This window comes from Halomonas sp. AOP12-B1-6, from assembly GCF_052379225.1.
Classification (GTDB): Bacteria; Pseudomonadota; Gammaproteobacteria; order Pseudomonadales; family Halomonadaceae; genus Vreelandella; species Vreelandella casei.
Map to the genome: position 1 here is coordinate 705197 of NZ_JBQSYK010000002.1, position 24804 is coordinate 730000.

At 54.6% G+C, this 24804-nt stretch carries 22 protein-coding genes; 13 read left to right on the forward strand and 9 right to left on the reverse strand.

Annotated features, from left to right (window positions below; all coding sequences use genetic code 11):
- Positions 1-21: 21 nt before the first annotated feature.
- Both ACT3TR_RS08600 and uraH read left to right on the forward strand, forming a co-directional pair.
- On the forward strand, positions 22-516 hold the full coding sequence (locus ACT3TR_RS08600) for a GlcG/HbpS family heme-binding protein (RefSeq protein ID WP_096276817.1): 495 nt from the start codon (positions 22-24) through the stop codon (positions 514-516).
- Positions 517-569: 53 nt separating this feature from the next.
- Positions 570-980, forward strand: coding sequence for a hydroxyisourate hydrolase (uraH, locus tag ACT3TR_RS08605; protein ID WP_096276815.1), 411 nt, complete (start codon positions 570-572; stop codon positions 978-980).
- Between the two features lie 319 nt (positions 981-1299).
- Here the strand turns inward: uraH and ACT3TR_RS08610 are convergent, their stop codons facing one another.
- Both ACT3TR_RS08610 and ACT3TR_RS08615 read right to left on the reverse strand, forming a co-directional pair.
- Positions 1300-2163: a YicC/YloC family endoribonuclease gene (locus ACT3TR_RS08610; protein ID WP_444624825.1), complete on the reverse strand. Its 864-nt coding sequence runs from the start codon at positions 2161-2163 to the stop codon at positions 1300-1302.
- A 117-nt stretch (positions 2164-2280) separates the two neighbouring features.
- Entirely contained in the window at positions 2281-3294 is a 1014-nt protein-coding gene (locus ACT3TR_RS08615; RefSeq protein WP_444624824.1) for a substrate-binding domain-containing protein, read from the reverse strand.
- 292 nt (positions 3295-3586) lie between these two features.
- Between ACT3TR_RS08615 and ACT3TR_RS08620 the strand changes: the two genes are divergently transcribed.
- The 6 genes from ACT3TR_RS08620 to rph all read left to right on the forward strand — a co-directional run bounded on the left by ACT3TR_RS08620 (position 3587) and on the right by rph (position 10547).
- Positions 3587-4570, forward strand: a complete 984-nt coding sequence (locus ACT3TR_RS08620) for a substrate-binding domain-containing protein (protein WP_444624823.1) — start codon at positions 3587-3589, stop codon at positions 4568-4570.
- Between the two features lie 93 nt (positions 4571-4663).
- Positions 4664-6151, forward strand: a complete 1488-nt coding sequence (locus ACT3TR_RS08625) for a sugar ABC transporter ATP-binding protein (protein WP_444624822.1) — start codon at positions 4664-4666, stop codon at positions 6149-6151.
- Positions 6144-7145: an ABC transporter permease gene (locus tag ACT3TR_RS08630; RefSeq protein ID WP_444624821.1), complete on the forward strand. Its 1002-nt coding sequence runs from the start codon at positions 6144-6146 to the stop codon at positions 7143-7145. Before ACT3TR_RS08625 ends, ACT3TR_RS08630 begins: the two co-directional genes overlap by 8 nt.
- On the forward strand, positions 7138-8127 hold the full coding sequence (locus ACT3TR_RS08635) for an ABC transporter permease (RefSeq protein ID WP_225734387.1): 990 nt from the start codon (positions 7138-7140) through the stop codon (positions 8125-8127). Before ACT3TR_RS08630 ends, ACT3TR_RS08635 begins: the two co-directional genes overlap by 8 nt.
- 12 nt (positions 8128-8139) lie before the next feature.
- Complete coding sequence (locus ACT3TR_RS08640; protein ID WP_444624820.1) at positions 8140-9696, forward strand: FGGY-family carbohydrate kinase; 1557 nt, start codon at positions 8140-8142, stop codon at positions 9694-9696.
- A gap of 101 nt (positions 9697-9797) precedes the next feature.
- Entirely contained in the window at positions 9798-10547 is a 750-nt protein-coding gene (gene rph, locus ACT3TR_RS08645; RefSeq protein ID WP_441684931.1) for a ribonuclease PH, read from the forward strand.
- A 105-nt stretch (positions 10548-10652) separates the two neighbouring features.
- On the opposite strand, the gene ACT3TR_RS08650 is transcribed toward rph, so the two are convergent.
- Positions 10653-11420 carry an exodeoxyribonuclease III gene (locus tag ACT3TR_RS08650; RefSeq protein ID WP_096276796.1) on the reverse strand — a complete coding sequence of 256 codons (768 nt, stop codon included), beginning with the start codon at positions 11418-11420 and terminating at the stop codon, positions 10653-10655.
- A gap of 141 nt (positions 11421-11561) precedes the next feature.
- Between ACT3TR_RS08650 and pyrE the strand changes: the two genes are divergently transcribed.
- A complete protein-coding gene (gene pyrE / locus ACT3TR_RS08655) occupies positions 11562-12227 on the forward strand; it encodes an orotate phosphoribosyltransferase (protein WP_444624819.1) in 666 nt (221 codons plus the stop codon).
- Here pyrE and ACT3TR_RS08660 read toward each other — a convergent pair whose 3' ends face one another.
- Positions 12228-12698, reverse strand: a complete 471-nt coding sequence (locus tag ACT3TR_RS08660; RefSeq protein ID WP_444624818.1) for a tRNA (cytidine(34)-2'-O)-methyltransferase — start codon at positions 12696-12698, stop codon at positions 12228-12230. It lies immediately after the preceding gene.
- 131 nt (positions 12699-12829) lie between these two features.
- On the opposite strand from ACT3TR_RS08660, the gene rep reads away from it, so the two are divergent.
- Positions 12830-14899: a DNA helicase Rep gene (gene rep / locus ACT3TR_RS08665; RefSeq protein WP_444624817.1), complete on the forward strand. Its 2070-nt coding sequence runs from the start codon at positions 12830-12832 to the stop codon at positions 14897-14899.
- Between the two features lie 73 nt (positions 14900-14972).
- Here rep and ACT3TR_RS08670 read toward each other — a convergent pair whose 3' ends face one another.
- On the reverse strand, positions 14973-15440 hold the full coding sequence (locus ACT3TR_RS08670) for a c-type cytochrome (RefSeq protein ID WP_444624816.1): 468 nt from the start codon (positions 15438-15440) through the stop codon (positions 14973-14975).
- Positions 15441-15696: 256 nt separating this feature from the next.
- On the opposite strand from ACT3TR_RS08670, the gene ACT3TR_RS08675 reads away from it, so the two are divergent.
- The 3 genes from ACT3TR_RS08675 to ACT3TR_RS08685 all read left to right on the forward strand — a co-directional run bounded on the left by ACT3TR_RS08675 (position 15697) and on the right by ACT3TR_RS08685 (position 18492).
- Positions 15697-16377, forward strand: a complete 681-nt coding sequence (locus tag ACT3TR_RS08675; protein WP_444624815.1) for a response regulator transcription factor — start codon at positions 15697-15699, stop codon at positions 16375-16377.
- The gene (locus tag ACT3TR_RS08680) at positions 16374-17786 is read left to right on the forward strand and encodes an ATP-binding protein (RefSeq protein WP_441684920.1); all 1413 of its coding nucleotides are present in this window, start codon (positions 16374-16376) and stop codon (positions 17784-17786) included. Before ACT3TR_RS08675 ends, ACT3TR_RS08680 begins: the two co-directional genes overlap by 4 nt.
- Before the next feature lie 106 nt (positions 17787-17892).
- The gene (locus ACT3TR_RS08685; protein WP_444624814.1) at positions 17893-18492 is read left to right on the forward strand and encodes a CBS domain-containing protein; all 600 of its coding nucleotides are present in this window, start codon (positions 17893-17895) and stop codon (positions 18490-18492) included.
- 193 nt (positions 18493-18685) lie between these two features.
- Here ACT3TR_RS08685 and nhaD read toward each other — a convergent pair whose 3' ends face one another.
- The 4 genes from nhaD to ACT3TR_RS08705 all read right to left on the reverse strand — a co-directional run bounded on the left by nhaD (position 18686) and on the right by ACT3TR_RS08705 (position 24789).
- Entirely contained in the window at positions 18686-20152 is a 1467-nt protein-coding gene (nhaD, locus tag ACT3TR_RS08690; protein ID WP_441684916.1) for a sodium:proton antiporter NhaD, read from the reverse strand.
- A 158-nt stretch (positions 20153-20310) separates the two neighbouring features.
- Positions 20311-22152, reverse strand: a complete 1842-nt coding sequence (gene glmS, locus ACT3TR_RS08695) for a glutamine--fructose-6-phosphate transaminase (isomerizing) (RefSeq protein WP_444624813.1) — start codon at positions 22150-22152, stop codon at positions 20311-20313.
- 137 nt (positions 22153-22289) lie between these two features.
- The gene (glmU, locus tag ACT3TR_RS08700) at positions 22290-23666 is read right to left on the reverse strand and encodes a bifunctional UDP-N-acetylglucosamine diphosphorylase/glucosamine-1-phosphate N-acetyltransferase GlmU (protein WP_444624812.1); all 1377 of its coding nucleotides are present in this window, start codon (positions 23664-23666) and stop codon (positions 22290-22292) included.
- A gap of 1 nt (position 23667) precedes the next feature.
- On the reverse strand, positions 23668-24789 hold the full coding sequence (locus ACT3TR_RS08705) for an FAD:protein FMN transferase (RefSeq protein ID WP_444624811.1): 1122 nt from the start codon (positions 24787-24789) through the stop codon (positions 23668-23670).
- Between the last annotated feature and the right edge of the window lie 15 nt (positions 24790-24804).

Sequence of the window (24804 nt, forward strand, 5' to 3'; positions counted from 1 at the left end):
TCAACTCACAAGGATATTCTCATGACATCACGATTTGCTCGACTGCCACTGCTCGGTGCCCTCTTAGTGGCGGGCAGCGCGCTGGCCGGAACAGGCCCTGTCCAGCAGCAAAGCCTCTCGCTAGATATGGCTAATCGCCTAGTGAATGCCTCTCTTGAAGCTTGTCATGCCGATGGCCGGACCGCTGTCGTGGCGGCTGTTGACCGCGGTGGCAATCTGGTCGCTTTGCAGCGCGACGATAATATCGGCCCCCACAACACGTTGGCCGCGCAGCGTAAGGCATTTACCTCACTGTCGACGAATACCACCAGCCGTGCATTATCGGAGCACGCTCGCCAGGATCCCGAATCAGCCAACTTGAACACACTAGACGAGCTGCTGTTGTTAGGTGGCGGCGTACCACTACGATTCGGGGGCGAACTCATAGGAGCACTCGGCGTTGCTGGTGCAGGTGGTTCTGCTATTGATGAGGGTTGCGCCTTAACGGCAATTGAACACGTTATCGGCGATAGCTAACGCTCCCTAACTCACTGCAATCTTCATAAAACGACGATATAAAGGTATTTTTCATGAAAACATTTTCTGCACTACTCGCCGGTATTATTCTCAGCAGTGTCGCGACGACAGCGCTTGCGGCCGATAATCCGCTGAGCGTCCATGTGCTCAACATTCAAACCGGTCAGCCGTCACAAGGTGTTGACGTTGAACTTGAGCGTCGCACCGATACCGGTTGGGAATTGTTAGCGACCGCGACTACCGACGAAAGTGGCCGTATATCAGCGCTTTATCCAGCCGATGAAACGTTCATATCCGGTGTTTATCGGGTGACATTCGAAACTGGCGAATGGTTTGAGGCGCATGATACTGACACATTCTTCCCCAATATCCCCGTGCCCTTCCAAGTGGACGATACCGAGCAGCATTATCATGTGCCTTTGCTGCTTAGCCCTTATGGGTATTCTACCTATCGCGGAAGCTGAGTAAATCTCGCAAAAAGTGGTTTTAAAATAAGGAATTGGCGGGCCATTAAGGCCTGCCGTTACTGATTAATTTTGCGAAAAAGATCTAGCAATTTTGCCCTCTGCGGCAATACCAGCACAGTCAATAAGTACCATGTTTCATGTCGGTAGGCAGCTGGATAGTGGATATACGATTTTTGTCTGCATTAATGTTACCTCTCTTGCCATGGTCTCATCGCAACGTATTAGGTTGCTGAAGCGTCTACTGTTACTGGCCGCGATCACTTCACACACTCGCATAAACATAGTTCTGGCAACGCTCCTCAGCGTGCTAAATAATCTACTCAATGTTCTGTATTTGCTCGCGCATCTGCTCAATCAGCACCTTCAGTTCTACCGCACAGCGGGTCGTCTCGGCCACCACAGATTTCGACGAGAGCGTGTTGGCTTCGCGGTTAAGCTCCTGCATCAGGAAATCCAGGCGGCGGCCTTTAGGGCCTTTCTGGGCGAGCTGGTGGCGCACTTCGTCGATGTGCGCGGTTAGGCGGTCCAGTTCTTCGTCTACGTCGGCTTTTTGCGCCACCAGCACCAGCTCGGCTTCCAGGCGTTGCGGGTCGAGTTCGGTCTTGGCGACCTCCAAACGCTCCAGCAATTGAGCGCGCTGGCGCTCCAGAATCTGCGGCAGCAGGCTTTTGACGGTAGCGACCTGCTCGCTTACCGCTGTCAGGCGAGAGGTGATCATCTCGGCGAGCTTTTCACCTTCACGGGCGCGCGCGTCGATCAGTTCATTCAACGCCTGGTCGAACAGAGTTTTAGCAGCTGCTTTGATGGCGTCTTGATCCAGGTGTTGGGTTTCCATTACGCCGGGCTGATTGAGAAGCGCGAGCGTGGTGGGCGGCACGGCTCTGGGCACCTGCTGCTGAATGGCGACTAGGGCGTCGGCAATCTCTTTTAACCGCTGGGCGTTCACCGCCGGCGCTTGAGCAGTTTCGGAACTCTCGAACCGCACGCTGCACTCCACTTTGCCACGGGCCAGGCGAGTACGCAGTGCTTCGCGCAGCACCGGTTCTAAATCCCGTAGGCTTTCATGTAGGCGGAAATGTGGCTCTAGGTAGCGCTGATTCACCGAGCGAATTTCGACCTGCAGGGTGCCAAAGGGGGCGGCCTGCTCGGTGCGGGCAAAGGCGGTCATGCTGTGCGTCATTGAATAACCTGTAGAGAGATTGGCGTGATGGAAGTGTAGAGCATTTGCCACCACTCTTGTTTTCAATTCACTCGCCTATTCATTCGGCGCGGTCAGTGCTGCGCGAAGGGGCAAAGATCACACACCAATGATGTCTGGCTGCACTTCGATGAGCAGACGGGCGTCCGGCGATGGCGTATCAATCACCTCGAAGACGCGATCAATCATCTCGCCCACGCTTTGTCGCGCCATGATCAGGTGAGGGTGAAACGCGGCGGCCAGCGGGTCCCAGTCAAAACACCCCACAATCATGTCATCTAGCTGGTAGCCGCCCTGCTGAAGCCAGCGCACGACTCCCTCCAGCGAAATCGTTGAGTTGACGAACATCGCGCTGGGAAGCGTGGAGCGGGGGCGCATATATGCCTCTAACGCGACCTGAGCCTTATCGGCGGCATAGTCGCAGGGAAGGATGTCCGCCTCCGAGGTGGACAACCCACGTTCAGCGCGGGCCTGAGAGAAACCGGCGATACGTTCGCGCGTATTGTGATCCTCGCTTCGCCCGCCAATAAACAGGATAGCGTCGTCACGCGCAGCCTGCCCGGCCAAGCGGTCAAGAATGGCGTTGGTGAGCTGCCGCGCGCCTTCCCGGTTATCGGAAATCACCGAAGGTGCCTTACTACCGGGCAAATCTAAGTTAATACTCGCCACGCCGCTTTCGTCGCACATGGCAGAGATAGTGTCGGGATCAGTCGCCCCGGTACTGACCAAACACTCGACCCGGTAGCCGAGCATCATGCGCGCTGCCTCGCGCTCCTGCGCCGGGTCGCGGTTGGTGCAGGCGACAATCGCAAACAGCCCACGCTGGCGCGCCTGAGCTTCAAAATGCTGGGCAATCGAGCTGAAATAGCGGTTGTCGTAGAGCGGCAGAATCATGCCGATAATACCTGAGCGCTCTCGGCGCAGCGCGCGTGCCTGCATATTGGCAGAGTAGCCTTCGCTGTCGGCTAGAGAAAGGATTTTGTCGGCTAGCTTTTGGCTAATACGACGCCGTTGCCAAGAACCGTTGAGCACCGCACTGACGGTACTCGGCGAGGTGTCGGCAAGCCTAGCCAGATCGTAAATGGTTAGCCGCTTAGGTGACTCGCTTACCACGTAACCGCTCCTTGAAATAGATAAAAGTAGCATTGACGTGATTTCATAATGGGTCAATGCTGTATAATGCACAACCGATTGTGCACGCTAAGTTAAGAGAACAAATTCGGAGTATTTACGCATCGCTTGATTAACGTTCAACGCCTTCAGCGTTATGACACCCTCATAGCATTTTAAGGCATAAAGCATCGATGCCTTTTCGACACCGGGCAGCGCACGTCGGCACCGTCAAAACGCTTCAATGCACTCCATTCCACTGGCTGGGCTAGCCAACAGCAAGCAGGCAATGACAATGAAATATAAAGCACTTCTTACCGCCGTTACACTCACAAGCGTCATCGGCAGCAGTGGCGTAATGGCTCAGACGTCACCCACTATCGCTGTGGTGGCGAAGGTAGGTGGCATCCCTTGGTTTAATGCCATGGAAATGGGCATTGAGCAAATGGGTGAGGAATTAGGCGTTGAGGCTTATATGGTGGGGCCCACTAGCGCCGACCCGGCCCTGCAGGTACGCGCGATTGAAGATCTGATCAGCCGCGGCGTTGATGTCATCGGCGTGGTGCCCAACGACCGTGAAGTGCTGGAGCCGGTGCTTGAGCGCGCGCGAGAGCAGGGCATTATCGTGCTGACCCACGAGAGCCCCGAGTCGGTCAATATCGACTACGATTTTGAGATGATTTCGGCGCAGCAGCTTGGCGAAGAGCACGCCAAACTGCTTGCTGAGACCACCGGCTGCGAAGGCTCCTATGCTGTTTATGTGGGCGGCCTAAGCGTGCCTGCACATAACGCCTGGGCAGATGCTGCCGTGAACTGGCTGGACGAAAACTGCGCTGGTTTGGCCCAAGCGGCAGAGCGTTTCGGCGTGGCCGAGAGCGTCGATGATAGCCGTAATACCACCCTTGATCTGCTGCGCGCTCATGAAGACCTGGCGGGCATTATGTCGTTTGGCAGCCAGGGCACCATCGGTGCCGCTCGTGCGGTTAAAGAGCGTGGACTAGAGGGCGATGTTGCCGTGATGGGGCTTTTCTCGCCGGGTCAGGGGCGTCGTCTGGTGCATGAAGGGGTTATCACGGGCGGTTTCCAGTGGAGCCCACTTGAGGCAGGTAAGGCCTTCGTCGCGCTTGGTGAGATGCTCTATAACGGCGAAGAGATTACCGATGGCGCTGAGCTGCCGGTGCTCGGTGAAATCACTCTGGACGGCCATACGATCTTTGCCTCACAGCCGCTGGAGCTGAGCAAAGAGACCGTGGATGAGTTGGCAGAGCTCGGCCTGTAAGACTGCGCTTATTCATATCGTGTCAACACTACCGCGCTCAATGAGCGCGGTAGTTATGTTAAGAGAGCCATCATGTCTAGAGAGGAGCCGCCGATGAGCGAAATCGCGATTCGAGCGCGTCATGTTAGCAAGGTCTTCGGGCAAAGCCGGGTGCTCGATGATGTCGAATTCGAACTTCACCGTGGTGAGGTTATGTGCTTGGCGGGCGAAAACGGCTGCGGCAAAAGTACGCTCATTAAAATTATCAACGGCGTTTACAAGCCTGAGCCAGGCATTGAATTTACGTTTGGCGATGAAACTCTCTCAGCCATTAGCCCGCTAGAAGCGCGCAGCCGGGGCATCCACGTCATCTGGCAGGATCTTGCGCTCTTTCCGCACTTAACCGTCGCGGAGAATATCGTCTTTGATGACTACGTATCAAAGCCGTGGCGGCCGATCTCTTATAAAGAGGCGCTGAAGCAAGCGCGCGAGATTATTCAGCAGTTTGGGCTCAATTTAGACCCTACCGCCCGCGTGGACGACCTTTCGATTGCCCACCGTCAGTTGGTCGCAATCTGCCGCGTACTGCGCGCAGGCGCCAGCATTATTTTCATGGATGAGCCCACCGCTTCTCTCACCTACAAAGAGGTGCAGGCGCTGTTGGCGATTACCCGCTCGCTGGCTGCAAAGGGCATCTCGATTGTATTGGTCAGCCATCGGCTGGCTGAGGTGCTTGAGGTGTGCCAGCGCGTCACTGTGCTGCGCAACGGCCAGCTGGTGGGCACCTACCCCACAGAGGGAATGACCCAGGCAAGGCTCTCCACGCTGATGACCGGCCTTGAACTTGAGTTCACCCCCCGGGCTGAAACCCATCAAGGGGAACCGGTACTAGAGCTTAAGCACCTGAGTCGTCAAGGCGAATTCGAGGACGTCTCCTTCACCCTGCATCGCGGGGAAATCCTGGGGCTGACGGGGCTGCTGGGTGCCGGGCGTACCGAGATCGCTCATGCCATTTTCGGCATGACCCGCCCCACGTCGGGCGAGATACGCAAGGATGGCCAGCCGCTCAAGCTGCGCTCCAATCGCGATGCCGTGCGTCACAAGATCGCCTACCTTTCCGAAGACCGCCTTCACCTGGGCCTGGTACAAAACCAGTCGATTAACATGAACAGCGCCGTCACCGTGCTGCCTTCACTTGAGAAGCCGCGCGGCTTTCTCTCGCCGCGGCGCATCCGGGCGCTGACCGCACACTGGGTCGAGCAACTGAAGACCAAGGTGAGCGATGCAGAGCTTGCGGTCTCGTCGCTCTCCGGGGGTAACCAGCAGCGCATCGCCCTTGCCAAGTGGCTGGCGACCAAGCCTGAAGTGCTGATTCTCGACTGCCCGACCATTGGCGTCGATGTAGGAGCGAAAGCCGGCATTTTCGACATCATTCGTGATCTTGCCGATCAGGGCGTGGCGATTATTTTGATCTCCGACGAAGCGGGGGAAATTTGGATGAATGCCGACCGCGCGCTGGTGTTGCGGGAGGGGCGCATTACCACTGAGGTGATCCCCTCAGAAACAACGGAAGAAGCGCTGGAGGCAATCATCAATGCGTAATCTTTTATCGCGCACACGACTCGGCACCGAAGGGGTGCTGCTGGGCATTATTCTGGCGCTGTCGGTGGTGCTGGCACTGACCACCGACAGTTTCTTAAGTCTTCAGAACCTGTTTGATCTGCTTAACAATCAGTCAGTCAATATCATATTTGCCGTTGGGCTGGTGGTCGTGCTCATCGCGGGGGGCATTGATATCTCCTTCGCGGTGGCGGCCTCGGTGGTGCAGTACGTAGTGATGACAGTGCTGATCGATACTCTGGGCGGCGGCAGCTGGCCGCTGGGCATCCTGCTCTCAATGCTGGTGGGCACCCTGCTGGGGCTCTTTAATGCGCTGCTGATTCACCGTTTTCGAATTGTCTCGATTATCGTCACCATCGGTACGTTTAATCTCTTCTTCGGGCTGCTGATGTACTTCACGGGCGGCGTATCGATTTACGATATTCCCGACTGGCTCTACTACTCGATTCCACTGCTCGATCTGCCTGCAGAGCGCGGCTCGGCCACACTCTATTTCCCCGCTGCCGTCATGACAGTGATGGTCGTGCTCACCTGGTTCATTCTGGCGCGTACCGGCTTCGGACGCACTATTTACGGATTTGGCTCAAGTCCCGAGGCCGCCCGCCGCTCAGGTGTGAGTGTTTGGAAAATTCACGCCTTTGCTTACGGCTGGTTGGGGCTATGCGCGGGTGTAGCGGGCCTGATGCAGGCACATATTGTACAGGAGGTAGTGCCCAACGCCTTGATAGGCCAGGAGCTGCCCATTTTGGCCGCGGTCGTGCTGGGCGGCGCGACGCTGGGCGGCGGGCGTGGCTCGGTGCTTGGCGCAGTGCTCGGCGTACTGCTGCTCGCCGTGGTGCAAAATGGCCTGAACTTGTTGGGCGTTACTCCTTACGCCTTCCGCATGATTGTCGGGCTAATTATTTTGATCGCTATTACGACCAGTAACCTGGGCAATCTGTTGCCCCGTTCAACCAGAGCGAAAACGTATGAATAAGCCTCTGAACACGCCATCCAGCGCTGGCATACGCCTGGGTGGCGATACCATTGAAGTGATGGCCATGACGGCCCTTTTAATTGCCAGCATCGTTTTTTTCTCACTGCTGGCACCGGGCTTTCTCACCGCGACTAATTTTAACTCGATGTCGATGCAGTTGCCGGAGCTTGGGCTACTGTCGCTGGCGATGCTGGTACCGATTATTTCCGGCGGGCTCAACCTCTCGGTCACCTTTACCGCCAATATTGCGGGGCTCACCACCGCTTGGCTGGTGCAGGGCCTGCTAGCAGGAATGGGCATTTTAAGCGTTCCCATGGCGATTATGGTCGGGCTGCTTGTGGGTGCCGCTGCTGGCTTTTTAATCGGCTTTATCGTTGCCTACGTGGGTGCGCACCCCATTTTAGTGTCGCTAGGCGCGATGATTTTTCTGCAAGGCGTGGGCGAGTTTTTAACTCGCGGTGGCGGTATATCGGGTATGCCGCCAGTATTTCAAACCATCGGTAGCGGAAGCTTGCTGGGCGTGCCAATTCCCATGCTGATCTTTCTCACCGCCGCCGCCGGGCTTATGTACGTCATGCACTTCACCCGCACCGGGTTCTCGATCTATATGCTCGGCTCCAACCCCCGTGCTACCGAGTACTCGGGCATTAATGTGAAACGCGTGCTGATTACCGTCTACACCCTTTCCGGTCTGCTCGCGGGCCTCGCCGGCATGGTGATGCTCGCTCGCTTCAACTCCGTGCGCGTAGGCCACGGCGAGAGCTACCTACTGATTACCGTGCTGGCCTGTTTTCTAGCCGGGGCGAACCCATTTGGCGGCTTTGGCCGCGTACTGCCACTGGTGCTGGGCTTAATGAGCCTGCAGGTGATCGCCTCTGGTATGAACCTGATGGGCGCCAGCCAGCATCTAGCCACCGCCGTCTGGGGTGCTTTTCTAATTATTGTGATGGCACTGCGTATGCCGTTTATCAAACAGTCGTGAGTAAGGTTTTCCATGAGTCATCAAGAACATGTTCTGGGTATCGATATCGGTACTGGCAGCGCTCGGGCGGGCATTTTCACGCTTGATGGCGTGATGCTTGCCGAGGCGAAAACACCCATTGCGATGCATCGCCCTGCCGAACACCACGTAGAGCAGAGCTCCACGAATATATGGAACGCAGTGTGCAGTGCCACCCAGCGTGCTCGCGAGGCTGCGGGCGTGGCGCCCGACGCCATCACCAGCATGTCGGTGAGCGCCACCTGCTCGCTCGTGCTGCTGGATCAGCAAGATAAGCCGCTTGAGCTCTCACCGGGCGATGAGGCATGGAATATCATCGTCTGGATGGACCATCGCGCCACCGCTGAGGCCGCCGAGTGCACGGCCACCAACGCCGCACCACTGGCTAATCTGGGCGGCGTGATGTCGCCTGAGATGCAGATGCCCAAACTAATGTGGCTCAAGCGCCACCGCCCAGAGCTTTACAACCAGATTGGCTACGCTGGAGACCTCGGCGACTGGTTAGGCTTTAAATGCACAGGCTCCATTGAGCGTTCGGTCTGTATGCTCGCCTGCAAGTGGACATTTGATCCACGCCCTGGGTATGGCTGGGACCACGATTTTCTAGATCAAATCGGTATGCAGGATGTACTTGAACGCGCCCGTTTAAGTGACCAGGTGCGCCCGGTTGGAGTAAGGCTGGGGCAATTAACGGCGGCGGCGGCGGCCGACCTGGGCCTCACCACTGACTGCACCTTCGCGGTTGGCATGATCGATGCCTATGCCGGTGCCCTTGGCACCCTCGGCAGAAGCCTAACCGACGCCCCCGAGAAACGCCTGGCGGTGATTGGCGGCACCTCCACCTGCCATATCAGCGCCCAACCCGAGCGGCGCGAGGTGCCCGGCGTGTGGGGCCCCTACCCGGGCGCACTATGCAATGGTTTTGTGGCTAACGAAGGCGGGCAAAGCATTACCGGTGCGCTGCTGGATCACTTGGTAGCGATGTTCGCAGCTGGCAGTGAATTTGGCGACGATGTGCACGGTATGCTTTCCGATGTGCTGCTGGAGCGCCTGGAAAACGGCGATCCTGCGCCACATACCCATGTATGCCCCGACTTCATCGGCAATCGTTCTCCGCTGGCGGACCCAGAAATTCGCGGCGCGATTACCGGACTCACGCTAGATACCCCGCGGGAGAGTTTTATTAAGGTCTACTGGGCTGCCGCCACCGCGCTGGTTTACGGCACTCGTGCGATTATCGAGCGACTAAATGCGCATGGTTACGCAATTGACACGCTGCACTTAAGCGGTGGCCACGGCCGCTCGGCGTTACTGCGCAAGCTGTATGCCGATGGCACCGGCTGCCGCGTTATCTTATCTGATGCGCCGGAGCCCGTGCTGCTTGGAGCTGCCGTGGCGGCGATGGCTGCAAACGCTAATGGCGATGTATTGAGCGTTGCGAGTGAGCTATCCCCTGGCGAGCAGGTACTGGCGCCTGACCCAGCAACATATGAGCTACATTCGGCGCGTTATGCTGCTTTCAAGCAGCTCTACGCTGGACGGCTCGATTAACAACCACCGTTCGCGGGCCTTAAACACATAAGCACACGCTCAGACGTGTACAATGGGCGGCTTTTCCTTGTAATGCGATTTTTTGTAGAGAGGTGTTATTTGTGAGCAGTGCTACGCGTCCTGATGTTGTTCGTCCCAGCGGCCGCCAAGCCGACCAGCTCCGTGAGATTCGCATCACGCGCGACTACACCCGTCATGCGGAAGGCTCTGTCCTGGTGGAGTTTGGCGACACCAAAGTGCTGTGTAATGCCAGCGTAGAAGCCGGTGTTCCACGCTGGCTGCGCGGCAAAAATCAGGGCTGGGTTACCGCTGAATACGGCATGCTGCCCCGCGCTACCCATACGCGCAGTGATCGTGAAGCCTCTCGCGGCAAGCAAGGTGGCCGTACGTTAGAAATTCAGCGCTTGATTGGCCGTAGCCTGCGCGCAGCGGTGAATTTGAAGAAGCTGGGCGAATTCACCATTACCATTGATTGCGATGTCATTCAGGCCGATGGCGGTACGCGTACCGCGGCGATTACCGGTGGCTGTGTAGCGCTGATGGATGCCATCCGCTACCTGCAGCGTGAGAAGAAGATCAAAAGCGATCCTTTCAAGCAGCTGGTTAGTGCTATCTCCGTGGGCATTTATAAGGGTGTCCCGGTGCTGGATCTGGACTACCCGGAAGACAGCAAAGCCGATACCGATTTAAACGTGGTGATGACCGAAAACGGCGAGCTCATCGAAGTGCAGGGTACCGCCGAGGCGGGTTCCTTCAGCCGCGCAGAACTCAACAGTATGCTCGATTTAGCCGAGCAAGCGGGCGATGCGCTGCGCAACCATCAGCGTGAAGCGCTGGGAATTCGTGACTAAACGTTTAACGCACGCCAAAAATGCAACAAGCCGACCTAAGGGTCGGCTTGTTGCTTAGTTACCACTTAAACTAATGCGACGCGGGAAAAGTGCGCTGACTAGCGCTTAAAGCGCTAGATCGTACTCAATGATCAGCGGTGCGAACTCGGAGAAAGTCGCATCGTAATCAATCCACGCGTCAACCACGTGGCGGCGGAAGTTGGGGCCGACTAATTGATAGTCGATCCGCCAGCCTTCTTGGCGTTCACGGGGCACGTCTTGATCAAGCTTCGGCCACCAGGTGTACTCACCCGCATCGCGGTTAATTTCGCGGAAGGTGTCGATAAACCCGGTAGGGCCAAGCACCTGATCCATCCAGGCGCGCTCTTCCGGGCGGAAACCTGAGGTCAGTTGATTGTCCGACCAGTTGGCCAAGTCGACGGTTTTATGGGCAACATGCCAAGTTCCGCAGAGGATGTATTCGCGGCGTTTGCGCGACATCTTCGTCAGGTACTCTTGGTACTGTTCCATAAACGCCTGTTTGGCTTTTTGGTCGCTTCCGTCAGGCATCAAAAAGGAGACAATGCTGAAGCGTTCATAGTCCGCCTGCAGAAAACGTCCTTCATGGTCACACTGAGGAAACCCGAGGCCATACATAATCGCCTTGGGAATTTTGCGGCAATAAAGTGCCACGCCGGAGAAACCGTCTTCTTCGGCATCCAGGAAGTAGCCTTCATAGCCCTCCGGATACAGAATATGGTCACCCAGTTCAAAACTTTTCGCCTTAATATTCTGCACACAGACGACGTCGACATCCTGCTGAGCCAGCCAGTCCAGGAAGCCACGCTCGACGGCATCACGAATACCATTGACATTGATGCTGGCAATTTTCATAAATCGTCCCTTTTGCGTCGCTGCTGTATGATACCCGACGTTTAGACGTTTGGGTAAAGGCAGCGACTAAAACTTGCCATTTACCCCATTTTTATTGTTGCTTTCGTACCTATTTAAACTTACCACCTAGTGAGGAATGCCGTGGCCACCACTCTACAACCCTACCAGCACGATTTTATTGCCTTTGCCATTGAGCAAGGTGTGCTTAAGTTTGGCGAGTTTACGCTTAAATCCGGCCGCGTTAGTCCCTACTTTTTTAACGCTGGGCTGTTTCAAACCGGCCGAGCGCTGGCCAAGCTGGGCCGGTTTTACGCTCAGGCGATTGTCGATAGCGACCTAAACGCTGATGTGCTGTTTGGCCCAGCATATAAGGGAATTCCGCTAGCGGCGGTCACGGCCGCAGCCTTGGCCGATCACCATGACCAGGATATGCCTTACGCCTTCAACCGCAAAGAGGCCAAAACCCACGGCGAAGGTGGCAACATTGTTGGCGCGGAGCTTTCCGGCAATATTCTCATTATTGATGACGTCATCACCGCAGGCACGGCGATTCGCGAAGTAATGAGCCTGATTGAGCAAAGCGGCGCGCGTGCTGCCGGGGTGATCATTGCGCTTGATCGCCAGGAGCGTGGCCAGGGCGAACAGAGTGCGATTCAGGAAGTACAGGCACAGTATTCAATGCCGGTGGTGAGTATCGTTACCTTAGAGCAAGTGCTTACTTACCTTGAAGAACATGCCGGTGGCGAGATGCTGGCCTACGCGGAAACGATTAGGGCTTATCGTGATCGCTACGGCATTGCCGGCTGATTAGATGGGCTGCGCGCCTTCAAATCTTTGTTGGCGCCATGCTTCGTAGCTCACAATAGCCACGGCGTTAGAAAGGTTAAGACTGCGGTTGTTGGGCTGCATGGGCAGGCGCAGCTTGTGCTCAGCGGTTAGCGTTTCATGTACTTGGGGCGAAAGTCCTGCGGTTTCAGAACCAAATAGCAGCACATCGCCGGGAGCAAAATCAGCATCGCTATAGGGTCGCGTACCTTTGGTGGTGATCGCCCAGATGCGTCGGCCCTGCATGGCCGCTTGAAAGGCGCTAAAATCCGCGTGGCGAGTAACGTTGGCGAGGTCACGGTAATCCAGCCCGGCGCGACGCAGTTTTTTCTCTTCCAAGTCGAAGCCAAGCGGCTCAATCAGGTGAAGTCGGCAGCCGTTATTGGCGACTAAACGCATGATATTGCCCGTATTGGGCGCCATGCGTGGTTCAAAAAGCGCTACGTCAAACATCTCCACCTGCCTATTGTTCACCCGTTATGCATTTACTAAGCGCCGCCGATTGTAATCGAAATAGCACTTAAAATAGCACTTAAAATCGTACGCGAAATAACGTGCAGCACTCGCAGAGGACTACCTTCGCCATGACGCCCTCAACATCTAAGAGCATTCTTAGCCGCATTAAAGGGCTAAATCCACGCCAGCAAGAGGCCGTGCGCTACATTGATGGCCCTTGCTTAGTGTTGGCGGGCGCAGGGTCGGGCAAAACCAGCGTTATCACCACTAAAATTGCTTATTTAGTCCAAGAATGTGGAATGAGCGCACGTAGGATCGCCGCGGTCACTTTTACCAATAAAGCCGCGCGTGAGATGAAAGAGCGCGTGGGCCAGATGCTTCACGGTAAAGAAGGTCACGGGTTAACGGTCTCTACCTTCCACACTCTGGGGCTCAATATTATTCGCGGTGAGCTGAAAACACTGGGCTACAAGCCGGGCTTTTCACTGTTCGACCCGGAAGATGCCAAGGCGCTGCTGCGCGATTTAATGAACAAAGATGCCCAGGTAGATGCCGAGCAGATCAACGCCGTGCAGAGTAAAATTTCTACCTGGAAGAATGATTTAGTGCTGCCCAGCGATGCACTCTCATTTGCGGCAGATGACGATGAACACTTTGCTGCACGGGTATACGAAGCCTACGTGCGCCATCTAAAAGCCTACAACGCAGTGGATTTTGACGACCTGATTCTGCTGCCGGTGGTACTGCTACAGCGCAACCCGGAGGCGCTAGAGCGCTGGCGGCGTAAAATTCATTACATGCTGGTAGATGAGTATCAGGACACCAACGTTTCCCAATACCTGCTGGTGAAGCTTTTGATGGCGGAGCGCTCCACCTTTACCGTGGTAGGCGACGATGACCAGTCGATTTATTCCTGGCGCGGCGCTCGCCCTGAAAACCTTATTACCCTGGGTGAAGACTTTCCGCGCCTGAAAGTGATCAAGTTGGAGCAGAACTACCGCTCTACCGCCACGATACTGCGCGCGGCCAATACGCTGATCGCCAATAACCCTCATATTTATGACAAGACGCTGTGGTCAGATATGGGCGACGGCGCGCCTATTCGGGTGATTGTGAATCGCCATGAAGAGGCCGAGTCTGAGCGCGTCGCCAGCGAAATGCTGACTCGGCGTATTAAAGAAAAGGCCGACTGGCGCGATTTTGCCGTGCTTTATCGCGGTAACTTCCAGGCTCGGCTGTTAGAACTCAAGCTGCAGCACTACCAGATTCCTTACAAGCTTTCAGGCGGTACGTCGTTTTTCTCGCGCAACGAGATCAAAGACACCATGGCCTATCTGCGCCTGCTGATTAACCCAGCTGACGACAACGCCTTTTTACGCATTGTGAACGTGCCACGCCGTGAGGTGGGCCCAGGTACGGTTGAAAAGCTCGCCAACTATGCGACTGAGCGCTCAATTTCGCTGTTTGCAGCCTCTCATGAGCTCGGTTTGGAGCAGGTTCTGCCAACCCGGGCCGTCGAGCGGCTGTCGCGCTTTACCCACTTTATTGACGGTGTGCGTAAACGCATGGATCAAGGCGATGCGATTGCCGCCATTCGCGACATGCTGCGGGATATGGATTACGAAGCGTGGCTGTATCAAAACGCCAGCGCGCCCACCGTCGCCGAACGGCGCATGGCCAACGTGTGGATTTTGATCGATCAGCTAGAGAAGTCGCTCAACCGCGACACTGAAGACGATACCGATGCCACTGAGACGGAAACCGACGGCATTGAAGCCGCGATTTCACGCCTGGTGCTGCGCGATATTTTAGAACAGCAGGCCGAAGAAGATGACTCTGATCGAGTGCAGCTACTGACGATGCACGCCTCGAAAGGTTTGGAGTTTCCGCATGTTTATTTGCTTGGCCTGGAAGAAGATCTATTGCCTCACCGCAACGCCATCGAAGTGGGCACCGTTGAGGAGGAGCGACGACTAGCGTATGTCGGCATCACCCGAGCACGCCGCACGCTAACGCTAACGCTTGCCCGCCAGCGCAAAGCCTATGGAGAACTGATGGATTGCCAGCCAAGCCGCTTTTTAGAAGAACTGCCCGCCGAGGATTTAGAGTGGGAAGGCCGTGCGGATAAAGAAGACCCTGAAAAGAAGCAGGCGCGGGGTAAAGACGCGATTGCCGGGCTGCGCTCACTGCTTGGATAATAAAATCATCCACAGGCCGACAGCCAAAATACCCTGTGGATAAGCTAAAACGTTATTTCAGCACTGTCGATTATTATTCTTCCGCAATCATGTAATCGACAATCGCCATCACTTCTTCATCAGCAAGATTAGGACGGCCGCCTTTTGCCGGCATGGCGCCAATACCATTAATCGCACTGGCATATAATTCGTCCGTACCTTTTGCCAAACGCGCTGCCCAGGCCGCTGAATCTTCCATCTTCGGTGCGCCCGCGATGCCGTTAGCATGACACACGGCGCAGCCCGCACTGGTATAAAGCGCGGCAGCGTCAATGCTGCTAATGGAATCGGCTTCGCTGGCGGCCGCCTCTTCTTCTACAGCAACATCAGCAGCAGCCAGAAGAACGGCTGTCCCGCACGCTTGCCCCTGTAAACACAGCTTACCTACCGGCGCTAAACGCTTGGCCATCGCCTCACGCTCGTCTTCTTGAGCAAATACACCTGCCGCGCCCGTAAGCACGCTGAGAGCCACTAGACCGCTGATCATTCCCTTCGCTTTCACTCTCACCACCTCTTGAGTACGGTCTTTTAACGTTTATTCTTAAACCCCTGAGGGCGTCTACATCAATACTGCCGGGATGCCAAGGCGTGCGTATTGAACGAGTATAGCGGCAACACAAAGCGCAAGAAATGTAATAAAGCGTGCTAGGTTATCAACCTACAGACTATAACCTTTATCCTGACAATCAGAGCCTTTATGCGCTATCTCTTTCGATGCTTAGTGGCTGCGGTTGATGTAGAGGAGTAACCACCCCGCCATGCGGATATTATTGGTAGAAGATGACCCCAGCTTGGCATCGGGCATTCGCTTGGCGTTAAAGCCTGAGCATTTCACGGTGGACCACCTTAAGGATGGTGTCACTGCGCTGGCCGCGTTAAAAGAGGGTGAGCCTTTTGATGCCGTTATTCTTGATCTGGGCTTACCGCGAATGGATGGCATACAGGTGTTGGAAGCGGTGAGGCGCCAGGGTAATCGTGTGCCAATCCTAGTGCTGACCGCTCGAGATGCAGTGGATGACCGCATCACCGGACTAGATTCTGGCGCCGACGACTATTTAACCAAGCCGTTTGAAGTCGCCGAATTAAAGGCTCGCCTGCGCGCCCTGTTGAGGCGCAGTAATGGCCAGGTTAATAGCGCCTTGGAGTGCCGTGGTATTCATCTTGACCCACTGACGATGCGGGTAAGCTACCAGGGGCAGTGGGTAGTGCTATCGCGTCGCGAGCTAACCTTGCTGCAAGAGTTTATGACGCATCCTGGGCGGGTGCTCACGCGCGATACCTTAACGCGCCTTGTCTATGGCTGGGACGAGGATGTGGAAAGCAATGCGATTGAAGTACATGTTCACCATCTCCGGCGAAAGTTTTTTCCTCAGCTTATTCGCACACTGCGTGGTATTGGTTACGTAATGGATAAAACCGGCCAGGATGAACGCCCATGACCTCTATCCGACAACGCACCCTGGGGCTTGTGCTGCTGGTATTTGGTCTCAGCATGTTGGTAATTGGTTTTATCAGCTATCGCTACGCGGCTCACGAGGTCGAAGAACTTTATGACGCCAGCCTGGCCCAGAACGCGCGCCTGCTAGACGGATTACTGCAAACTCCGCTACCGGAAGAGTATCGCGACGCGCTGCTTAATAGTTTGGATAACGCTTTACAGCGTGCCAAGCAGTGGGATAAACGCTTTGCAGGGCAACGTTACGAGAGCAAATTAGCCTTTCAGCTATGGGAAAATGACCGTTTATTACTGCGCTCAGCCAATGCGCCTGACGCCGATCTTGCTGACCATCCTACTGGCTTCACTAGCCTTCACATCGATGAGCATGAATGGCGCATTTATGTATTAGAAGTATCAAATTCTACTCAGCGAATAGTGGTCAGCGAACGTGAAGACGTTCGCGGAGAGCTCATTCGAGCCGTGGCGCTGCGTACATTAATGCCTGACTTAATCGGGCTGCCATTGCTGACTGCTTTTTTATGGTGGTCCATCGGCTGGGGATTAACCCCGCTATCGCGCATGGCCGATCAAATTCGCAGCCGTGACCCGCACAACTTACAGCCGCTAACGCTAAGCCCATTACCTCATGAGTTAAACACCATTGCTGGAGCACTCAATCGGCTTTTAAAACGAATTCGGCTGATGCGCATACGTGAAAAGCGCTTCATCGCCGATGCGGCTCATGAGCTGCGCACGCCCTTAGCCGTGCTCGATTTACACGCACAGAATGCGCTGACGGCTGATAATATTGAGGACCGTCAAGAAGCATTAAGCCACTTGCGCAGTGGCGTTGCTCGATCAACGCGCTTAGTCACGCAGCTACTAACACTCGCCCGCCTAGAGCCCGAAGAAGAAGCACTGCCCGATTATCGCCATACGCATCTTCTACGTGAAGTCCGCGAGACCCTAGCCAAGCTATCCCCGTTGGCCACAGAGCGAGGCCAGCAGCTGTTATTAGAAGCGGATGAGCGCGCGGCTTGGCTAATGTTAGAAGAGCCGGGGGCAATTGAAACCTTGGTACAGAACTTAGTCGGTAACGCCATTCAGCACTCCCCCAACCGAAGTGCGGTCAGTATCACGCTGGCAGCAACGGCACAGGGATTTCAGCTAATTGTTGATGACCAAGGTCCCGGCATACCGTTAAGCGAACGCAAAAAAGTCATTGAACGTTTCCAACGTTCCGGCCCCAGTGCGGGTTCAGGGTTGGGCCTCTCTATTGTGGAGCGTTTAGTAACGCGCCATGGCGGTACGTTACAGCTTGAAGATTCACCCAGCGCAGGGCTGCGCGTGGTTATTAATTTGCCGCAGCCAACCGAGAATGAGCTGCTGAAATTGCTCGCTACACAATAAAATTTATCAATCTCTTAAGGTTGCGGTAAGAATTGAATGTAACTGTGGAACAACACGGTGAACCCGATACTCAGAATTCACCTTTTCTCCACATGGAGCGGCCCTAATGAACCAAGTAACATATTCACCTAAGCCATTGACCCAATTAGGCACCACACCGATATTGGCAATGCCTACACCCAAGCGGCTATTACCCACCAGCCCTGCGATGACCGTGCTGACTGACTTTTCTCAGCTAATGCCTCAGTCCGTCGATGCAGACACCCCAATAGACGATGCTCATCAAAAAATGCGCCACGGTGGCATACGTCTACTGTTCGTGATGGATAAACGCGCACACTGCATTGGCGTTATCACCTCGAAAGAAGTGATTGGCTCTCGGCGGATTAATCTTGCCATGCAACAGCGCAATCTCAATCGCGAGGAAGTCACGGCTGAAATGATCATGACACCGTGGCAAAAACTCAGCGCCATGCCCATTTCACAGCTGGGCTCATTGACGATTGAAGACTTAGTATTATCGATGGAGAGCTTTACCGATCAGCATCTCTTGATTACCGAGCTCGACGATAACCAAGAACTGAGAATTCGCGGCCTTATCTCAGCAAGCGATATACAGAACGCCGTGGGTAAAGACATTAATCCCGTCCCGATGGCAAAGAGTTTTGCCGAAATTTGCCAAGTTATCACGGGCCATGATCTGTAAAAATTGATCTCTTTTGAAGCGTAACCCATACCGCTTATTTCACTTTTTTACACGGGTTGTGCTGGGTTAAGTGTACTAAGTTGCTCTCATAAAGTTACTCTCATAAAAATGCCCCTCATTGAGTTATCGATGAGGGGCATTTTAGCTTTTCGGGCCCGTCTAATACGGTCTGAAATCGCAGGGCCGTAATGGCCTAGAACATCGAGGCATTAATCCATAGATGCGCCGCGATACTGCCGATATAGCCCAGTAAAATGGCCGGCATCCAACGTAAGTGCCCGGCAAAGGTATAAACACCTCGCGCCTGGCCCATAAGCGCAACACCGGCGGCAGAACCCATAGAGAGCAAACTGCCCCCAACACCGGCTGTCAGCGTGATCAGCAGCCAGTTGCCTTCCGACATATCCGGGGCCATCGAAAGCACCGCAAACATAACCGGTATGTTATCCACCACCGCCGAAATAAGCCCCAATACCACGTTAGCCCATACCGGGTTCCAGCTGCCGTAAAGCGTTTCGGAAAGCAGGCTGAGATAGCCCATAAACCCAAGACCACCTACGCACATAACCACACCGTAGAAGAACAGCAGCGTGTCCCACTCGGAGCGCGCAATACGGCTGAAAATATCGAAGGGAACCACGCTACCGAGCTGTTCCAGCTTCTTCCAATCGCCCCGTCGGGAATAGCGCTCCCGCTTGCGCTCAAGCGACCGCGGCAGGCTGCGCCGCAGGTAATAGCCAAAGAACTGTAAAAGGCCCAGACCAAACATCATGCCCATGGCGGGCGGTAGGTGCAAAATAGAGTGGCACAGCACCGAAATCGCGACGGTAATCAAAAACAGCACGATAATCCGCCGAGAGCCACGCTTGAGCCAAACGTTCTCTTTTAGCGCCGCAGGCTGACGATTCACAATAAAGAAATTCATAATGGCAGCAGGTACTAAGAAATTGACCAGCGCAGGAACCAATAGTGCGAAGAAGCCGCCAAACGGTACTTGGCCTGCCTGCCACACCATCAGCGTAGTGATATCACCAAACGGACTAAAAGCACCGCCAGCATTAGAGGCAACCACCACGTTCACACAGCAAAGGCTGATAAATTTATTATCGCCCTCAGCGACTTTCAGAACCACTGCGCACATCAACATCGCCGTGGTCATGTTGTTGGCAATGGCTGAAATACCAAAGGCCATTACCCCGGTGATCCAGAATAAGCTGCGATAGCTGAAACCTTTGCGCACTAGCCAAGAACGCAGCGCATCAAAAATACGTCGCTCTTCCATGGCATTGATATAGGTCATCGCGACCAGCAAAAACAAAAGCAGCTCAGTGTATTCAAGCAGCGTTTCACGGAAAGCTGTTTCCGCTTCTTCCGGCATACCCGCTTGAACATAGACCCAGGCGACTATCGCCCAAATAAGGCCTGCAGCTACTAGCACAGGCTTAGACTTGCGCATATGCAGTAGCTCTTCACTCATCACCAACGCATAAGCAAGCACGAAGATCAGGACAGAAGAGATACCGGCAATCGAAGCCGTAAGATTCAGCGACCCAGCGGCAGCATAAGAAAGAGAAGGAAAGGACAAAAGGGTGCAGGCGAGCAACAGCCAAGCGACCCGGCTAGCATAAAGCCGAGTTGCGAGGACGTTTGGTGATTTCATGGCGATATGATCCCAGCAGAAAGGAGAAAGACCGCCACGATAATAAGCACACTAACGACATGCTGCAACGCAACGGCTGCGCACAACATGCGACATATTGCCGCATGTTGTAAAGCGTTTTTTATTCACCCACAAACACACGCCATCAGCCGTCATTCTTATTCTACCGTGACGCTTTTTGCCAGGTTGCGAGGCTGGTCAACGTCGGTACCTTTAAGAACAGCCACGTGATAGCTCAGCAGCTGTAACGGCAGGGTGTACAGTAGCGGCGCCAGCGCTTCGTGCACGTGTGGCAAGTTCAATACGCGAATATCTTCCTGAACAGCGATACCTACTCGCTCATCGGCAAATACAAACAGCTGGCCACCGCGGGCGCGAACTTCCTGAAGATTGGACTTAAGCTTTTCAAGTAGGTCATCGTTAGGCGCCACCGAAATAACCGGCATTTCGCTATCCACCAGCGCCAGCGGGCCGTGTTTCAACTCACCCGCGGGATACGCTTCAGCGTGAATATAGGAAATTTCTTTGAGCTTCAGCGCCCCTTCTAACGCAATCGGATAATGAGCGCCGCGCCCCAAGAAAAGCGCATGCTGTTTTTCAGCAAACGCCTGCGCAAGCGTTTCAATGTTGCTGTCCAACGTCAGGACTTGCTGACACACTTCAGGCAAGGTTTTCAACGCGGCAATAATATCCGGATATTCAGCCTGTCCCTTGGCTTTGCTCACTGACAGCGTTAACAGCATTAGCGCCACTAGCTGAGTGGTAAAGGCCTTGGTGGAAGCAACGCCAATCTCAGGGCCTGCGCGCGTCATCAAGGTAAGGTCAGACTCCCGCACCAGCGAGCTTCCCGGTACATTACAAATCGCCAACGTGCCAACATAACCAAGCGTTTTGGCAAAGCGCAAGGCGGCTAGCGTATCGGCAGTTTCACCCGACTGGGAAAGCGTCACAAACAGCGTATTGTCAGGCACTACGGGGTGACGGTAGCGATACTCAGAGGCAACTTCTACCTGAACCGGCACACCGGCGTAGCGTTCAAGCCAGTAACGCGCTACCAAGCCTGCGTGATAGCTCGTACCGCAGGCAATGATATGCACTTGGCGCGTCTGTTTAAAAAGCGCCTGCGCATCGGGGCCAAAGCTCTCCACTAACACGCTCTGGTCGCTCAGCCGGCCTTCTAGTGCCGCCTCGATAACCTTTGGCTGCTCAAAAATTTCTTTCAGCATGTAGTGACGGTATTCGCCTTTACTCGCAGCGCCATCCCCGTGTTCAAAAGTATGAATAGGGCGCTCAACGTCGTTACCATGACGATCAACAATGCGAATGCTGCCCTGCGAGCGCAGCTCAACCAAATCACCCTCTTCAAGGTAGATAAAGCGGTCCGTGACCGGTAATAGCGCTAGCGGGTCAGAGGCTAAGAAAGCCTCATCAATGCCTACGCCAATGACCAGTGGACTGCCCTGGCGAGCGCCAACAACCACGCCTGGCTCTGCTGCGCACATCACGCCGAGTGCGTAAGCGCCGCCTAGTCCGTTCACAATCTGCTGAGTAGCGTCAAATAGCGATAGCCCATCGTCTAGCTTTTCAGAAAGTAAGTGAGCAATCACTTCGGTATCAGTTTCTGAACTGAACGCATAGCCGCTGCGCTGAAGGTTATCTTTTATATGTTCATAGTTTTCAATAATACCGTTGTGCACTACCGCTACCTGGTTGTCTTGCACCAGGGAGTCGCTGTGATGCGGATGTGCATTCGCTTCAGAGGGTTTGCCATGGGTTGCCCAGCGAGTATGCGCGATACCTGAAAAGCCTGGCAGTGCGGCGGTATCCAAGCGCGCGGCAAGGGCCGCGACTTTTCCGAGTGCTCTGTGGCGAGTCAACGCGCCATCATTAAACACCGTCATACCGGCCGAATCGTAGCCGCGATACTCCAGGCGTTTTAGCCCTTCTAATAAAATTTCTTGAACGTTGCGCTGGGCAACGGCGGCAACAATGCCACACATAATCAATCTCCTGAGCTATTCACCCATGCTAATTAATCGACAAGCAAAACGGTAAATCAGCGGTATTTGAATATAAATCCGGCCTTTTAATGATTGTTGGCACTGTTTTCTAAAACGTTAACGTTATGAATTAAACTTTATGATAGGGGCTTTATAAGCTTGCTGGGACGTTGCCATTCATTCTTTTCTACCTGACGGCACCGCGTTACCGCAAGCGCGTACTCGGTGACGTCTTTTGCAATGGTTGAACCTGCCCCGATGGTTGCTCCTTTGCCTACCGTGACCGGCGCCACCAGAGAGCTGTTAGAACCAATAAAAGCGTTATCACCAATGTCTGTGTGATGTTTGTTAGCACCGTCGTAGTTACAGGTAATCGTACCGGCTCCCACATTCACATCGCGCCCTAAACGCGCATCGCCTACGTAGCTTAAGTGATTAATCTTACTGCCTTCACCCACATCGGCATTTTTAGTTTCAACAAAATTGCCTACCTTGGCTTTCACTGCCAGCCGCGTGCCGGGGCGTAGGCGTGCGAACGGGCCGATCTGATTAAAGCCTGCCGCCACGGTGCCTTCTATAACGCTGTGAGTATCGACAACGCTTTCTGCACCAATGGTGCTGTTTTTGATCACGCAGTAAGGGCCAATACGCACACCTTCACCTAACTCTACGTCACCTTCAAACACGCAGCCCACATCGATAAAAACATCGTGTCCACAGGTCAAACTCCCGCGTATATCCATACGTGAGGGGTCAGCAAGCGCAACGCCTTGTTCCATTAATTGATTAGCCAGCTGCTGCTGGTAGGCGCGCTCCAAGCGCGCCATTTGCGCCCGATTATTGACGCCTTCGACTTCCACTGCGGTGGCTGGTTGGGCAGTACACACCTTAATCCCTTCATCCGCCGCCATCGCAATCACGTCAGTAAGATAGTACTCACCCTGCGCGTTTTCCGCAGAGAGCTGCGGCAACCAGCGCTTTAGCTGAGCGCTGGTCATCGCCATGATGCCGGTATTGCATTCGTTAATCGCGAGCTGAGCACTGTTGGCATCTTTTTGCTCAATAATCGCCACTGCGTCGCCTGCAGCGTTACGCACAATTCGCCCGTAGCCGCTAGGGTCATCCAGCGTCACCGTCAGCAGCCCCATGTGCTGTTCATCCACGTGGGCTAACAGCTCGCTCAACGATTCACACTGCAACAGCGGCACGTCACCATAAAGAATTAATACGTTGCCGTTACCTAGCTGCTCAAGCGCTTGAGCGACAGCGTGACCTGTGCCCTTCTGCTCGGCCTGAACGGCAAAGTTTACGCAGCTTTCTGCCAGCGCTTCGCGCAGTTTGTCGGCGCCATGGCCAATGACCACATGAGTACGGTCGGGATTCAACGCAAAGGCTGAATCCAGCACGTGCTGCACCATTGGCTTACCGGCCAACGTATGCAGCACTTTAGGGGTATGTGACCGCATGCGGGTGCCTTTACCCGCTGCGAGAATGACAATATCCAGTTCTTGCATGTTATTCACCTGCTACGGGGGGAACGGTGGTAGTTGCCGGGGCCGGTAACTGCTCAATGCCCAGCTCATCTATCAACGTTTCGCCAAAATAGTTAACAAATTCAGGGCTGGCGACGCTGCGCCATGCATCACCATCATGAATAAGCATTAATATCTTAAGATTGTTATCGAGCGCCATCTGCATAGCGTCTTCTTCTCCCACCACTAACAGCGCGGTCGCCCAGGCATCCGCCCAAGCGTTGGAAGGATGAAAAACAGACACAGAAGCAAGCTGGTGAGTCACCGGGCGCCCTGTGCGTGGATCAATAGTGTGGGAAAACCGCTCACCGTCAACGTCAAAATAGTTGCGATAATCGCCTGACGTCGCCACGGACATGCTTTCTAACGGAAGAATATGCTGAGCCCGCTGCTCGCCATCTTCAGGCACTTCAATACCAATGCGCCACGGCGTTTGCTCGTCTTCATCACGCAGACCACGGGCAATCAGGTCCCCGCCTAAGTTCACCAAATAATGATTGATATTCTGCTGGTCTAGATAGGCGGCCACTCGATCGGTCGCATGGCCTTTGGCAACGCCGGAAAGGTCGACAAACACATCGCGGGTGCGGCGCGCCTGCATATTCTGGGTATCAATTTCGATGGCATCAAAGCCCACCTGGGCGAGCTTTTCGGCTAATGCTTCATCGGAAGGGATTTGTTCAGGTCGTGCGCCAGGGCCAAAGCTCCACAAATTCACCAGGCCACCCACGGTAATATCAAATGCACCCTGGCTTGCCTCGGCCACTGATTGGCTAATGGCCAACACTTCAATCAGCTCATTAGAGAGCGGCTGCCATTCGTCCAACGGCGCCTCGTTGAAGGCAATAAGCTCTGAATCATCTCGATAGGTCGACATCGCATGATCAACGCTTTCTAACTCTGCCAAAAAGCCTTCTTCTAACTCACGCGACTGGCCTTGCGTGAGAGGATCCATAATGGTCACCTGATAAAAAGTGCCAAAAATGTTTCCCTCATAGCGTACGGGCGGCTCCAGCGGCCGGTCATTTTCTGAACACCCAGCCAGCATGAAAGCGGCTAACAGCACTAAGCCGACGGCTCTCGACAAACGGTGATAGCGTTTCATTATATTTCCCTTGAA